The sequence below is a fragment of the Streptomyces sp. NBC_00683 genome, from assembly GCF_036226745.1.
Taxonomy (GTDB): domain Bacteria; phylum Actinomycetota; class Actinomycetes; order Streptomycetales; family Streptomycetaceae; genus Streptomyces.
In genome coordinates this window covers 5533649-5548419 of sequence record NZ_CP109013.1, presented here as the reverse complement: position 1 = coordinate 5548419, position 14771 = coordinate 5533649, and the positions used below count along the sequence as shown (strand labels likewise).

Here is a 14771-nt window from a genome sequence, read left to right as displayed (position 1 = left end):
CATGTTCAGCACTGTTCTGGTCGCCAACCGTGGCGAGATCGCGGTCCGGGTCATCCGGACCCTGCGCGAGCTCGGCGTGCGGTCGGTCGCCGTCTTCAGCGACGCGGACGCGGACGCCCGGCATGTCCGGGAGGCCGATACGGCGGTACGGATCGGGCCCGCGCCCGCCTCGATGAGTTATCTGTCCGTGGAACGGCTCCTGGACGCGGCCCGCCGCACCGGGGCCGAGGCCGTCCATCCGGGATACGGCTTCCTCGCGGAGAACGCCCACTTCGCGCAGGCCTGCGCGGACGCGGGGCTCGTCTTCATCGGCCCGCCGGCCTCGGCGATCTCGCTGATGGGCGACAAGATCCGCGCCAAGGAGACGGTCGCCGCGGCCGGAGTTCCGGTCGTGCCCGGCTCCTCCGGGAGCGAGCTCACCGACGGGCAACTGGCCGAGGCCGCCCGGGAGATCGCCATGCCCGTGCTGCTGAAGCCGTCCGCGGGCGGCGGCGGCAAGGGCATGCGGCTGGTGCGCGACGAGGCGCTGCTCGCGGACGAGATCGCGGCGGCCCGCCGCGAGGCGCGTGCCTCCTTCGGTGACGACACCCTGCTGGTGGAGCGGTGGATCGACCGGCCCCGGCACATCGAGATCCAGGTCCTCGCCGACGGACACGGAAACGTGGTGCATCTGGGCGAGCGCGAGTGCTCGCTCCAGCGCCGCCACCAGAAGATCATCGAGGAGGCGCCCTCGGTCCTGCTCGACGAGAAGACCCGCGCCGCGATGGGTGAGGCCGCCGTCCAGGCGGCGCGGTCCTGCGGGTATGTGGGCGCGGGCACGGTGGAGTTCATCGTCCCGGGCAGCGACCCCGCCTCGTACTACTTCATGGAGATGAACACCCGCCTCCAGGTCGAGCACCCGGTCACCGAGCTGATCACCGGCCTCGACCTGGTGGAGTGGCAGCTGCGGGTCGCGGCCGGCGAGCGGCTCCCGTACACCCAGGCCGGCATCACGCTCACCGGGCACGCGATCGAGGCCCGGGTCTGCGCGGAGGACCCGGCGCGCGGCTTCCTGCCGTCCGGTGGGACCGTGCTCGCCCTGGACGAGCCGCAGGGCGGCGGGGTGCGCACGGACTCGGGGCTCAGCGAGGGCGTGCCGGTCGGCAGCACGTACGACCCGATGCTGTCGAAGGTCATCGCGTACGGCCCCGACCGGGCGACGGCGCTGCGCAGGCTGCGGGCGGCGCTGGCCGGCACCGTGGTGCTGGGCGTCCCGACGAACGCCGGGTTCCTGCGGCGGCTGCTGGCGCATCCGGCGGTGGTCGCGGGCGATCTGGACACCGGACTCGTGGAGCGCGAGGCGGACAGCCTGGTGCCGACGGGTGTGCCCGAAGAGGTGTACGCGGCGGCTGCACTGCTGCGGCAGGCGCCGTCCGCCAGGACCTCCGGCTGGGTCGACCCGTTCTCCGCGTCCGACGGCTGGCGCCTCGGCGGCACGCCCGCCGCGACGTTCCACCACTTCCGCGTACCGGGCCACGATCCGGTGCGGGTGAGCGTGCGTGCGGCTGCGGGGGGTACGGCCGAGCTGGCCTTCGGCCACGCCGGGGACCGGGACGAGCGGGCCGACGCGTGCGGGCCGGTGCCCTCGCTGCCCGGTGCGCAGGTGTCCCGGCTCGTCGAGGCGACCGGGCGGCGCGTCGTCGTCGAACTCGACGGCCTCACCCATGCGTTCAGCCTGGCGGCCTCCGCGGACGGCGTCTGGCTCGGCCGGGACGGGGACACCTGGCACGTCCAGGACCACGACCCGGTGGAGGCCTCTCTCAGCGGCGCCGCCCGGTCCGGGGCCGACACGCTCGCGGCGCCCATGCCGGGGACCGTGACGGTGGTGAAGGTGGCCGTCGGGGACGAGGTCGCTGCCGGGCAGAGTCTGCTCGTGGTCGAGGCGATGAAGATGGAGCACGTCATCTCCGCCCCGCACGCGGGAACGGTCACCGAACTGGACGTCACCGCCGGTGCCACGGTCGCCATGGACCAGATTCTGGCCGTGGTGGCCCCGAGGGAGGAATCGTGACCGACATCGATCTGCCCATGACCGTGCCCGCTCCGGGGCTGCCGGACCGGGTCCGCATCCATGAGGTCGGCGCCCGCGACGGCCTGCAGAACGAGAAGGCCGTGGTGCCGACGGAGGTGAAGGCGGAGTTCATCCGCCGGCTCGCCGTCGCCGGGCTGTCCACGATCGAGGCGACCAGCTTCGTCCACCCGAAGTGGGTGCCCCAGCTCGCCGACGCCGAGCAGCTGTTCCCGCTGCTCGGGGATGTCGCGGATGTCGGGGACGTGGCACTGCCCGTCCTCGTGCCGAACGAACGCGGTCTGGACCGGGCGCTGGCACTCGGCGCGCGGAGGATCGCGGTCTTCGGGTCGGCGACGGAGACGTTCGCCGCCCGCAATCTCAACCGCACCGTGGACGAGTCGCTCGCCATGTTCGAGCCGGTCGTGGCCCGGGCGAAGGCGGAGAAGGTCCATGTGCGGGGCTATCTGTCGATGTGCTTCGGCGATCCGTGGGAGGGCGCCGTGCCCCTCGCCCAGGTCGTCCGTGTCGCGAAGGCCCTGATGGACCTCGGCTGCGACGAACTCTCCCTCGGCGACACCATCGGCGTCGCCACCCCGGGCCATGTGACCGCCCTGCTGTCCGCCCTGAACGGGGCGGGGGTGCCCACCGCCACGATCGGGGTGCACTTCCACGACACGTACGGCCAGGCGCTCTCCAACACCCTGGCCGCGCTCCAGCAGGGGGTGACGACGGTGGACGCCTCCGCGGGCGGCCTCGGCGGCTGCCCGTACGCGAAGAGCGCGACCGGGAATCTCGCCACCGAGGATCTCGTGTGGATGCTCGACGGCCTCGGTATCGAAACCGGGGTCGATCTCGGCGCACTCACCGCCACGAGCGTGTGGATGGCCGAACAGCTGGGCCGACCCAGCCCCTCCCGAACCGTCAAAGCGCTCTCGGCGTCACAAGCGCCGTCCCACAAGGAGTGACGTTCCATGTCCCTGGACCACCGGCTGACCGCCGAGCACGAGGAACTGCGCCGTACCGTCGAGGAGTTCGCCCACGACGTCGTCGCGCCGAAGATCGGCGACTTCTACGAGCGCCATGAGTTCCCGTACGAGATCGTGCGGGAGATGGGACGGATGGGCCTGTTCGGCCTGCCGTTCCCGGAGGAGTACGGCGGCATGGGCGGGGACTATCTCGCCCTCGGGATCGCCCTGGAGGAGCTGGCCCGGGTCGACTCCTCGGTGGCGATCACCCTGGAGGCCGGGGTCTCGCTGGGCGCCATGCCCGTCTACCGCTTCGGCACCGAGGAGCAGAAGCAGCGCTGGCTGCCGAAGCTCTGTGCGGGCGAGGCGCTCGGCGCGTTCGGGCTGACGGAGCCGGACGGCGGGTCGGACGCGGGCGGCACCCGGACGACGGCCGTGCTGGACGAGGCCACCGACGAGTGGGTGATCAACGGTTCCAAGTGCTTCATCACCAACTCCGGTACGGACATCACGGAGCTGGTCACGGTCACGGCGGTGACGGGCCGCAAGGAGAACGGCGCCCCGCGCATCTCCTCGATCATCGTGCCGTCCGGCACCCCCGGTTTCACGGTCGCGGCGCCCTATTCCAAGGTCGGCTGGAACGCCTCGGACACCCGTGAGCTGTCCTTCTCCGACGTCCGCGTCCCGGCGGCGAACCTGCTGGGCGAGGAGGGCCGCGGCTACGCGCAGTTCCTGCGGATCCTGGACGAGGGCCGGATCGCGATCTCCGCGCTGTCGACGGGCCTGGCGCAGGGCTGTGTGGACGAGTCGGTGAAGTACGCGAGGGAGCGGCACGCCTTCGGGAAGCCGATCGGCGCCAACCAGGCCATCCAGTTCAAGATCGCGGACATGGAGATGCGGGCGCACATGGCCCGGATCGGCTGGCGGGACGCGGCCTCGCGGCTGCTGGCGGGCGAGCCGTTCAAGAAGGAGGCGGCGATCGCCAAGCTGTACTCGTCGACGGTTGCGGTGGACAACGCACGCGAGGCCACCCAGATCCACGGCGGCTACGGCTTCATGAACGAGTACCCGGTGGCGCGCATGTGGCGCGACTCCAAGATCCTGGAGATCGGCGAGGGCACGAGCGAGGTCCAGCGGATGCTGATCGCACGGGAGTTGGGGATGGACGCCTGACCCGGACGGAGGGCCTTTCGGCCACTCGGACGGGCCGCTCGGGCCAGAGGGAAGGCCGCTCCGCCGGACACCGGCAGGGCGGCCTTTCGACCCCCCACCTGCCCATATCTGAGGTTAGGCTAACCTACCCTCGAACCCGTCGGCGGCCAGCCACGACCCGCACGAAAGCAGACAGCCCATGCCCAACGTCCGGCCCACCTCCCTCTCCCGTCGCGGCCTGCTGGCCGCCGGCGGAGCCGTCGGCCTCGGCGCCGTGCTTGCCGCGTGCGGTGACAGCGACTCCAAGGAGTCCGGCGCCGGCTCGGAGTCCGCCAAGTCCGGCCCGTGGACCTTCAAGGACGACCGTGGCCTGACCGCGAAGGCCGGGTCGACCCCGAAGAACATCGTCGCGTTCATCGGTGTCGCCGCGGCCCTTCACGACTACGGCATCGAGGTCAAGGGCGTCTTCGGCCCGACGAAGACCGCTGACGGCAAGGCCGACGTCCAGGCCGGCGACCTCGACGTCAGCAAGGTCGAGGTGCTCGGCAACGTCTGGGGCGAGTTCAACGTCGAGAAGTACGCCGGCCTCGCACCGGACCTGCTCGTCACCGCCATGTGGGAGAAGGACGCCCTCTGGTACGTGCCGGACGAGTCCAAGGACAAGATCCTCAAGCTGGCCCCGAGCGCGGCGCTGTGGGCCGCCCAGACCACCATGCCGAAGGCGATCCAGCGCCACGAGGACCTCGCGGCCTCCCTCGGCGCCGACGTCAAGGCCAAGAAGGTCACCGACGCCAAGGCCCGCTTCGAGAAGGCGGCCGCCCGGCTGCGCGCCGCCGCCAAGTCCCAGCCGAACATCAAGGTCCTCGTGGGCTCGGCAAGCCAGGACCTCTTCTACGTCTCGCTCGCCAAGACGTCCGCGGACACCCTGTACTTCCAGGAGCTCGGCGTGCAGTTCGTCGAGCCGAAGGTCAACGCGGCCGGCTTCTTCGAGGAGCTGAGCTGGGAGAACGTCGACAAGTACGGGGCCGACATCATCATGATGGACAACCGGTCCTCGGCCCTGCAGCCCGACGCCCTGACCTCGAAGCCGACGTGGGCGCAGCTGCCCGCCGTCAAGGCCGGCCAGATCGTCCCGCGTACGACGGAGCCCATCTACTCGTACGCCAAGTGCGCACCGATCCTCGAGGACCTGGCGAAGGCCATCGAGAGCGCCAAGAAGGTCAGCTGACCCTCGGCCCGGCCCGGAGCGACTCGCTCCGGGCCGGGCCGTCGCCGTTGTCGCCCCGGTTCCCGGTTCCTGGGAGGACCCTTCCATGACGACTGCCGCCGCACCCGTCGAACCCTTCCGGTTCTTCGGCCTGACGGTCCTGCGGACCCGCCGGCTGAGCCCTTCCATGTGCCGGGTCACCTTCGGCGGTCCGGGGCTCGACGGCTTCGCCGCCGGGGGCCGGGACCAGAGCCTCTCGCTGTTCCTGCCGCACCCGGGGCAGCGAGAGCCCCTCGTTCCCGTCGACGCGAACGGTGAGTGGTTCACCGCGTGGCGGGCCCTCCCCGAGGACGTACGGGCGGTGATGCGCTCGTACACGGTGCGGGCACAGCGCCGTACCGATGACGGTTCGACCGAGGTCGACATCGACTTCGCGTTGCACGAGGACGGCGGGCCCGCCTGCCGCTGGGCGTCCGCCGCAGCACCGGGGCAGCTGCTCAAGGCGCTCGGTCCGGCCGTCGAGGACAACACCGCGGTCCGCTTCCGGCCGCCGCAGGACACCGACTGGGTACTGATCTGGGCCGACGAGACGGCCCTGCCCGCCGCGTCGGCCGCGTTGGAGTGGCTGCCGGCCGGGACGAAGGCCAGGGTCTGGCTGGAGATCCCGCACGCCCAGGACCGCCAGGCGCTCCGCACGGCGGCCGATGCCCGCATCAGCTGGCTCGTCCGGGCGGAGGGCGCGCCCTCGGCCGTGGAGGCCGTGCGTGCCGCCGAGCTGCCCGAGGGCACCCCGTACGTCTGGATCGCGGGCGAGTCCTCCGGGGTCCGGGCCCTGCGCCGCCATCTCGTGCAGGAACGGCAGTTCGACCGCAGGCGGGTGACGTTCGTCGGTTACTGGCGGCGCGGACTCAGCGAGGAACAGCTGAGGGCCGAAGCGGCTTCCCAGGACGCGTAGCCCCGGTCGGTTTCCGCTGCACGGGTTCCTGACCCCGTGTCCCGGGCTGCCGGGCGGTCGGACCGCCCGGCAGCCCGGGACGGCTACCTCACTCCGTGGGCCAAGGGACCTGCGGCGACCGGTAGAAGTCGATCCCCAGCGCCGACAGCCGCGGACCCTGCGCCGCGAGGCGCACCTTGTAGGTGTCCCAGTCGTGCGTGGCCGCGGGGGACCATCCCAGTTCGGCGACCCCCACAAGCCGCGGGAACGCCATCTGCTCGATGTCCGCGCTGTTCGTCAGGGTCTCGGTCCAGATCGGCGCCTCCACCCCGAGGACGGCCTCCTCGGGGACGCCCTCCAGATAGGCCGCCGGGTTCCAGTCGTAGGACCGCTGGACCTCGACGTAGCCCGCCCAGGCCAGACCGAGCTTCGTGTCCTTGGTGTACTTCATGTCCAGGTAGGTACGGTCCGCCGGGGACAGCACCAGTTTCGTGCCGTTCTTCGCGGCGTCCGCCACCTGCTGCCGCTCGGCCGCGCCCGTCCGGTCGTAGCCCCAGTACTGGGCGACGGCGCCCTTCACCGGGACCGCCCCGGTCAACTGGTGCCAGCCGACGACGGTCTTGCCGTACGTGCCGACGACGGCCTGCGCCTTCTCCATGAACGCCACGTAGTCCTCATGGCTCGTGGAGTGCGCCTCGTCGCCGCCGATGTGGAGGTACCGGCCGGGCGTGAGGGCGGCCAGCTCACGGATCACGTCGTCCACGAAGTCGTACGTCACCGCCTTGGGCACGCACAGCGAGCTGAAACCGACCGCGGTGCCTGTGTAGAGCGGCGGGGCGACGCCGTCGCAGTTCAGCTCGGCGTAGGAGGCGAGTGCCGCGTTCGTGTGGCCGGGCAGATCGATCTCGGGGACGACCTCCAGGTAGCGGGAGGCCGCGTACCGGAGGATCTCCCTGTAGTCGCTCTTGGTGTAGTGGCCGCCGGGGCCGCCCCCGACCTCGGTGGAGCCGCCGTACTCGGCGAGCCGGGGCCAGGAGTCGATGGCTATGCGCCAGCCCTGGTCGTCGGAGAGGTGCAGGTGCAGCTTGTTGATCTTGTAGAGGGCGAGCTGGTCGATGTACCGCTTCACCTCGGCGACCGAGAAGAAGTGCCGTGAGACGTCGAGCATCGCGCTGCGGTACGCATAGCGCGGGGAGTCCGTGAGCGTGCCGCCCGCGATCTCCCAGGGCCCCTTCTGCGGGCTGTCCTCCTCCACGGCGGCCGGGAGCAGCTGCCGCAGTGTCTGGACGCCGTGGAAGAGCCCTGCGGGGGCGCGTGCGGTGATGGTGACGGAGCCGCGGGAGGACTTCAGGCGGTAGCCCTCGGCGCCCAGGCCGCTGTCCCCGGAGCCGAGTTCGAGCCGTATGCCGTCGTGCCCGGCCCGTTCGGTGACCGGCAGCGCGTACCCGGTGGAGGGCCGCAGCGCGTCCGCCAGGTACTCACCGATGCGCCGGGCCTCGCGGGAGCTGCCGTCGACCCGTATGCGCGTGCCCGCCGTGATGGCGTACGCGGGTCCGCCCGGCTTCACCGATACGGGGGCGGGCACGATCTCGCCGAGCGGCCGGGGTGACGCGGCCGGGGCCGGGCCGGCGCCGGCCGGGGCCGCTGCGACGCTGGAGACGCCGGCCGCCACGACGAGCAGCAGCGAGCCGAACAAGCGGGAAATCGTTCTGTGTTGTCTCACAAGCCGGTCCCTTTCGACGGGTTCACACCTGTGGATCTCCTGAACAACCGAACGGTCACCATGCGTACCGCGCGTCACACAGACCGTCAAGGACTAGACCACTTCTCGTCGTCCGGCTGGCAGAATCGGCGGCATGGCGGAAATCATCCAGCGCGACGGCACCTGGACGTTCGACGGGGACACGGTGCGCATCGTGCCGGGCAGCAGGGTGCATCCCGTCCGGCAGGACCTGGGCGAACTCGCCATCCCGGTGCAGGCGTTGGCGGGAGTCTCGTTCGAGCCCGACCGGAAGGGCGGCCGGCTGCGGCTGCGCCTGCGCACCGGCGCGTGCCCGGTGCTGCGGGCCGCGGACGGCAGGCTCAAGGACGCCTCCGACCCCTATCAGCTCGCGGTGGAGAAGGACCGCACGGGCGTCGCGGAGTACTTCGTCGACGAGGTGCGCAACGCCCTGGTCATCGAGCAGGTGCCCGATACGCCCGCGGAGGGCTTCCTGCTGCCGGGCCCCTCACTGCCCGTCTCCGGCGGTGGCGGGGATGGCACGGCCTCCTTCGACGGGGAGACGGTACGGCTCACCTGGAACTGGAAGGCCGCGGAGTCGAAGACCTCGGGCGGCCCGGTCACGTTCCCGGTGTCGGAGGTGACGGGCGTGCGCTGGCTGCCGGCGATCGGCCTGGAGAACGGCTTCCTGCGCTTCGAGAGGGGCCCGGGCAGCTCCTCGGCGCCGCCCAAGTTCGACCCGTACTCGCTGGAGCTGTGGGGGCTCTCCAAGAAGGAGTACTCGGCCGTCCTGGTCGCGGCCGCCGTCCTGACGCGGCTGCCCCGCACCGGGACAGCGCCCCAGCTGCCCGTGGCGGACCTCGCGAAGGCCGCCGCCCCGCCCGCCGACGATCACGACGTACTCCTGCGCAGACTGCGCGAGCTCGGCGAGCTGCATCAGGCCGGGATCCTCACCGATGACGAGTTCGGCACCGCAAAACAAGCGGTTCTGAAGCGCCTCTGACGCGGACGCCGACGTATTCCTGTGTGACGCTGCCCGATATCGGGCAGATTTCTTGCACATTGCGGCCGGGCGAAGCAATATCGACGGGTGCTCGAACGCCGCCCGTCGCATGACGACCTCATCGACCACCTCGTACGCTCCACCGCGCTCCAGCGCGGCGAAGCCGCCAGGGTGATCCTCGACGTGCTGGCGTACTTCGACGAGACGACCGAGGACTACGTCCGCCGCCGCCACCGCGAACTGCAGTCCGGCGGCCTGGTGAACACGGACATCTTCGAACGGATCGCGGCCGAGCTGCCTCACCGGGCGGTGGCGCCGCAGGAGCTCTCGCTCCGCCAGCTGCGCCGCATCGTCTACGGCTGAGCCGGACCGGCAGGGCCGGGCACACACTTTTGTACGTCGATGGAGGGGCAGAGACTCTATGTGCGGGATCGTCGGTTATATCGGAAAGCGTGACGTGGCTCCGCTGCTGCTGGAGGGCCTGCAGCGGCTGGAGTACCGGGGGTACGACTCCGCGGGCATCGTCATCACGGGCAAGGCCGCCGCGGGCAAGCCGGGCACCCTGAAGATGGTCAAGGCCAAGGGCCGGGTCCGCGAGCTGGAGGCCCGCGTACCCAAGCGGTTCGCCGGCACCACCGGTATCGCCCACACCCGCTGGGCCACCCACGGCGCTCCGAGCGACGAGAACGCGCACCCGCACCTGGACGCGGAGAACAAGGTCGCCGTCGTCCACAACGGCATCATCGACAACGCCTCCGAGATCCGCGCGAAGCTCGTCGCCGACGGCGTCGTCTTCCTCTCCGAGACCGACACCGAGGTCCTGGTCCACCTGATCGCCCGGGCACAGGCCTCCACCCTCGAGGAGAAGGTCCGCGAGGCGCTGAAGTCCGTCGAGGGCACGTACGGCATCGCCGTCCTGCACGCCGACTTCAACGACCGCATCGTCGTCGCCCGCAACGGCTCCCCCGTCGTGCTCGGCATCGGCGAGAAGGAGATGTTCGTCGCCTCGGACGTCGCCGCGCTCGTCGCCCACACCCGCCAGATCGTCACCCTGGACGACGGCGAGATGGCCACCCTCAAGGCCGACGACTTCCGTACGTACACGACGGAGGGCTCGACCACGACGGCGACGCCCACCACCGTGGAGTGGGAGGCCGAGTCGTACGACATGGGCGGCCACGACACGTACATGCACAAGGAGATCTCCGAGCAGGCCGACGCCGTGGACCGCGTGCTGCGCGGCCGGATCGACGACCGCTTCTCCACCGTGCACCTGGGCGGCCTGAACCTGGACGCCCGCGAGGCCCGCGGGGTCCGCCGGATCAAGATCCTCGGCTGCGGCACCTCGTACCACGCGGGCATGATCGGCGCCGGTCTCATCGAGGAGCTGGCCCGCATCCCCGCGGACGCCGAGCCCGCCTCCGAGTTCCGCTACCGCAACCCCGTCGTGGACCCCGACACGCTGTACGTCGCCGTCTCCCAGTCCGGTGAGACCTACGACGTGCTGGCCGCGGTCCAGGAGCTCAAGCGCAAGGGCGCACGCGTCCTCGGCGTGGTGAACGTCGTCGGCTCGGCGATCGCCCGCGAGGCCGACGGCGGCATGTACGTCCACGCGGGCCCGGAGGTCTGCGTCGTCTCCACCAAGTGCTTCACCAACACCGTCGTCGCCTTCGCGCTGCTCGCCCTGCACCTGGGCCGCATCCGCGACCTGTCGGTCTCCGACGGCAAGCGGATCATCGAGGGCCTGCGCAAGCTGCCCGAGCAGATCGGTCAGATCCTCGAGTCCGAGGACGAGATCAAGAAGCTGGCCGAGGAGTACGCGGGCGCCCAGTCGATGATGTTCATCGGCCGCGTGCGGGGCTACCCCGTCGCCCTGGAGGCCTCCCTGAAGCTCAAGGAGATCTCGTACATCCACGCCGAGGCCTACCCCGCCTCGGAGCTGAAGCACGGCCCCCTCGCGCTCATCGAGCCGGCGCTCCCCACCGTCGCGATCGTCCCGGACGACGACCTGCTGGAGAAGAACCGCGCCGCGCTGGAGGAGATCAAGGCCCGAAGCGGCCGGATCCTCGCCGTCGCCCACCGCGAGCAGGAGAAGGCCGACCACACGATCATCGTCCCGAAGAACGAGAACGAGCTGGACCCGATCCTGATGGGCATCCCGCTGCAGCTGCTCGCGTACCACACGGCGCTGGCCATGGGCCGTGACATCGACAAGCCGCGCAACCTGGCGAAGTCCGTCACCGTCGAGTAGGACACCGTCGGATCCGGCTCCCTCCGGGAGGGCCGCCCGTACGCACAGAGCGGCCCCCGCATCGCGCCACCAAGGGTGCGGGGGCCGCTCTCTCCCGTTGGACGGGGGCCGCCCGAGGCGCCCCGCCCGGCTGCTAGCCGGTGGCCGTCACGCCCCGGCCGGCAGCGCGCTTGGGTACCGCGGTCGGCCACTTGGCCAGCGCCGCCGTCGCCCCGTACCAGGCGGCGAGCCCGGCCACGGCGGCCACCCAGCCTCCGACCTTGCCGAGCCCGTCACTGCCGGCGTACTGCCCGACGCCCAGGAGCAGCAGCCCCAGGAAGAGCAGCCCGTACGTCCCCTGGGTGAGCAGACCTCCACCGGCCGCCCCCAGGGTCAGGCTCAGCGCGAAGAGGGCCCAGAGCAGCAGGAAGAGCCCTGCCGCATGGTCCGAGACCGTCGAACCGGCACCGGTGCCCCAGGTGAACCAGAAGGCGCCGAGGCCGGCGAAGGCCGTACCGGCGAAGGCGTTGGACGCGCGGAACTCCAGGAGTCCCGCGACGAACAGCGCGATGCCGCCGACATAGAGCGCGAGCGACACGGCGTCGGCCGCGGTGACACCGTCGATGACCCCGGTGTGACCGATGCCGAACGCCAACAGAGTGAGACCCAGGGCGAGATGGCCGAGGGTGGTGATACTGGCACTTCCCGCAGAGACGTCGTTGTCCACGGCGGGCTCCCTTCAACTGCTGTGCTGCTGCTACCTGTTGCAGTACAGATACCCTTCACAAGCGCACAATCCACCTCTGCGCACGAGTGAATTCACCGCGTGCCGAATAGGATTGACGCCCGGTCAGGGAGGGCCGGGGGGCGGAGCAGCACTTCAGCCGCGTCAGCGTCAGGGAGCGCAGCGGCGTTTCGGGAAACGCCTCAGGGGATGACGATGACCGGGCGCTGGGCGCGCCGCGCGAGACGGCCGGCCACCGAGCCGAAGATCCGCCCAACGATGCCGTGCGTGGAGCCGACGACGATCGCGTCGGCCGAGTACTCCCGGCCGACCTCCTCCAGCTCGTGGCAGATGTCGCCACCGCGCTCCACGAGCACCCACGGCACCTCGGCGAGGTAGTCCGCGCAGGCCAGCTCGAGCCCCAGGACCTCCGTGCGGTGGTCGGGCACGTCGACGAAGACGGGCGGCTCGCAGCCTGCCCAGACGGTGGTCGGCAGCCGGTTGGCGACGTGGACGATGATCAGCCCGGAGCCGAGCCTGTTCGCCATGCCGATGGCGTACGCGAGGGCTCGTTCGCTGGACGTGGAGCCGTCAAAACCGACCACGACCCCATGACGGAAGGCCGGATCGCAGGAGGGGCGCGACTCGGGGACCGTCTGCGGTTCCGACCGTGGGTCGGCTACCTGCTTGCGGTCTGCGGGTTCAGGGATTTCGTGACCGGCCATCGGTGTCTCGGCGAAGAGAGTCCTCGTGAGGAGAGAGCGGTTCGGAGGTTCGTTCATGGATGAAGCTGTGTCCGGGAATCATCTTCCCAACCCCCTACCCCCAAGGGTACGGCGCCACTCCTTCACCGCCCAGAACCTCGCAAAGTGCTTGCGGCGATGGAGGGAGCATGCCCGAGCCGGCCCCGTATGGCAATGCCGGTTGTGTCGTACATCCAGCTCGCGCGACGCGGAGGCGTTCCCACCCCCCGTTCCTTCCGGCCGCGAAGGCCGGAAGGGCCGCAGACGGCCGGATGCGACGCACAGCGCGCCGACCGGGCCGTCACGCCGTGCCACCGGGCGGCTCCGCCTCGTTCCCGTCCGGGGGCAGAACGGCCCCCGGGAGCCCCAAGGGCGCATGGAGGCTGCTGATACATGAGGTGGTGCGCCGGTCGCATGACTGGAATCCGCGCACGCAACCACTACTTTTCAGCCAACTTCACATTGCCCTTACTTCCTTGGCGTTTTGGCCGACCAACCCACGTGCCAGCAGGCAGGAATAGACCGCGCGGTACGCTTTGACCCAACGGGGACGGGCCATGATCGCTATGCGCACTTCCCTGAGGGGCTCGTGAGTGAAACGCTTCGTGATCGAATGCTTCGGGCCAAGTTGCCTTGTCGACATAGTGCCGGTGGGGAAACGTGTCACGTCGGCACCGCGGAACGCAGTAGATTCGATCATGAGTGTCGAGGACTGGGGACGCGTGCGAGACCGAGGGGAAACGTGCAGGAGCGACAGGCCCGTAGGGACCAGGGAGACGCGAACACCGAGGGGGGCTTAGCGTCATGAGCCAGGACTCCGCCGCCGCAACGGAGGCCGCACGGAAGCTGACCGGGCGGCGACGCCGGGAAGTTGTAGCCGTACTGCTGTTCAGTGGTGGCCCTATCTTCGAGAGCTCGATCCCGCTCTCCGTCTTCGGAATCGACCGGCAGGACGCGGGCGTTCCGCGCTACCGCCTGCTGGTCTGCGGGGGCGAGGAGGGACCGCTGCGCACCACGGGCGGGCTCGAACTCAGCGCGCCGTACGGCCTGGAGGCGATCAGCAGGGCAGGCACCGTCGTGGTGCCCGCCTGGCGGTCCATCACATCGCCGCCGCCCGCTGAGGCGTTGGACGCGCTGCGGCGCGCCCACGAGGAGGGCGCACGCATCGTCGGACTGTGCACGGGGGCCTTCGTCCTCGCCGCGGCCGGCCTGCTGGACGGCCGCCCGGCCACCACACACTGGATGTACGCACCGACGCTGGCCAAGCGCTATCCGTCGGTGCACGTCGATCCGCGTGAGCTGTTCGTCGACGACGGAGATGTGCTCACCTCCGCCGGAACGGCGGCCGGAATCGATCTATGCCTTCACATAGTCCGTACCGACCATGGCACAGAAGCAGCCGGGGCCCTGGCCCGTCGGCTCGTCGTACCGCCACGGCGCAGTGGCGGTCAGGAGCGCTACCTCGACAGGTCTTTACCTGAAGAGATCGGCTCCGACCCGCTCGCCGAGGTCGTGGCCTGGGCGCTGGAGCATCTCCACGAGCAGTTCGACGTGGAGACGCTGGCCGCGCGCGCCTACATGAGCAGGCGGACCTTCGACCGCAGGTTCCGTTCGCTCACGGGCAGCGCACCGCTCCAGTGGCTCATCACCCAGCGCGTGCTGCAGGCGCAGCGGCTGCTCGAGACCTCCGACTACTCGGTCGACGAGGTTGCGGGCCGCTGCGGCTTCCGCTCGCCGGTTGCGCTGCGCGGGCACTTCCGCCGCCAGCTGGGCTCCTCCCCCGCCGCGTACCGGGCCGCCTACCGGGCCCGTCGTCCGCAGGGCGGGGCGCTGGAGAGCGTCGCCACGGTATTGGAGACGTCCGTGCCCGCCCAGGGCCCGGCACCGAGCCGGCGGACCGCTGCGGCGGCCTCGCCCGGCCCGTCTCCCGTCACCGCGGCTGCGACCTCCGGCGGTCACGCGGAGCAGCTGAAACCGGGTCCCGAGTCGTACGTTCCGGGGCGCCCGACCCTGCCGGGGCAGCGGAGTGCCCCGTAGGGTGGG

General features: G+C 70.8%; 12 protein-coding genes. 9 read left to right on the top strand and 3 right to left on the bottom strand.

Translation table 11 applies throughout. From position 1 onward, the window contains the following. The first annotated feature begins 1 nt into the window (after position 1). The 5 genes from OG257_RS24795 (at position 2) to OG257_RS24775 (ending at position 6329) form a co-directional block, all read left to right on the top strand. The gene (locus OG257_RS24795) at positions 2–2050 is read left to right on the top strand and encodes an ATP-binding protein (RefSeq protein WP_329210844.1); all 2049 of its coding nucleotides are present in this window, start codon (positions 2–4) and stop codon (positions 2048–2050) included. A gap of 17 nt (positions 2051–2067) precedes the next feature. Beyond that, entirely contained in the window at positions 2068–3015 is a 948-nt protein-coding gene (locus OG257_RS24790; protein ID WP_329215339.1) for a hydroxymethylglutaryl-CoA lyase, read from the top strand. A gap of 6 nt (positions 3016–3021) precedes the next feature. Then, on the top strand, positions 3022–4188 hold the full coding sequence (locus OG257_RS24785; RefSeq protein WP_329210842.1) for an acyl-CoA dehydrogenase family protein: 1167 nt from the start codon (positions 3022–3024) through the stop codon (positions 4186–4188). Positions 4189–4366: 178 nt separating this feature from the next. Next, the gene (locus OG257_RS24780; RefSeq protein ID WP_329210840.1) at positions 4367–5395 is read left to right on the top strand and encodes an ABC transporter substrate-binding protein; all 1029 of its coding nucleotides are present in this window, start codon (positions 4367–4369) and stop codon (positions 5393–5395) included. 85 nt (positions 5396–5480) lie between these two features. Next, complete coding sequence (locus tag OG257_RS24775) at positions 5481–6329, top strand: siderophore-interacting protein (protein ID WP_329210838.1); 849 nt, start codon at positions 5481–5483, stop codon at positions 6327–6329. An 88-nt stretch (positions 6330–6417) separates the two neighbouring features. Here OG257_RS24775 and OG257_RS24770 read toward each other — a convergent pair whose 3' ends face one another. Continuing rightward, complete coding sequence (locus tag OG257_RS24770; protein ID WP_443054477.1) at positions 6418–8004, bottom strand: beta-N-acetylhexosaminidase; 1587 nt, start codon at positions 8002–8004, stop codon at positions 6418–6420. A 160-nt stretch (positions 8005–8164) separates the two neighbouring features. Between OG257_RS24770 and OG257_RS24765 the strand changes: the two genes are divergently transcribed. The 3 genes from OG257_RS24765 (at position 8165) to glmS (ending at position 11282) form a co-directional block, all read left to right on the top strand. Beyond that, entirely contained in the window at positions 8165–9031 is an 867-nt protein-coding gene (locus OG257_RS24765) for a DUF4429 domain-containing protein (protein ID WP_329210836.1), read from the top strand. 87 nt (positions 9032–9118) lie between these two features. Next, the gene (locus OG257_RS24760) at positions 9119–9394 is read left to right on the top strand and encodes a hypothetical protein (protein ID WP_329210835.1); all 276 of its coding nucleotides are present in this window, start codon (positions 9119–9121) and stop codon (positions 9392–9394) included. Positions 9395–9452: 58 nt separating this feature from the next. After that, positions 9453–11282 (top strand): glutamine--fructose-6-phosphate transaminase (isomerizing), encoded by a 1830-nt coding sequence (gene glmS, locus OG257_RS24755; protein WP_329210833.1) that lies wholly within the window; start codon positions 9453–9455, stop codon positions 11280–11282. Between the two features lie 133 nt (positions 11283–11415). On the opposite strand, the gene OG257_RS24750 is transcribed toward glmS, so the two are convergent. Together OG257_RS24750 and OG257_RS24745 are read right to left on the bottom strand one after the other, a co-directional pair. Further along, a complete protein-coding gene (locus OG257_RS24750; RefSeq protein ID WP_329210832.1) occupies positions 11416–11988 on the bottom strand; it encodes an acetate uptake transporter in 573 nt (190 codons plus the stop codon). Between the two features lie 200 nt (positions 11989–12188). Next, positions 12189–12710, bottom strand: a complete 522-nt coding sequence (locus OG257_RS24745; RefSeq protein WP_329215334.1) for a universal stress protein — start codon at positions 12708–12710, stop codon at positions 12189–12191. A gap of 822 nt (positions 12711–13532) precedes the next feature. On the opposite strand from OG257_RS24745, the gene OG257_RS24740 reads away from it, so the two are divergent. Then, entirely contained in the window at positions 13533–14765 is a 1233-nt protein-coding gene (locus tag OG257_RS24740) for a helix-turn-helix domain-containing protein (RefSeq protein WP_329210831.1), read from the top strand. Positions 14766–14771: the final 6 nt, after the last annotated feature.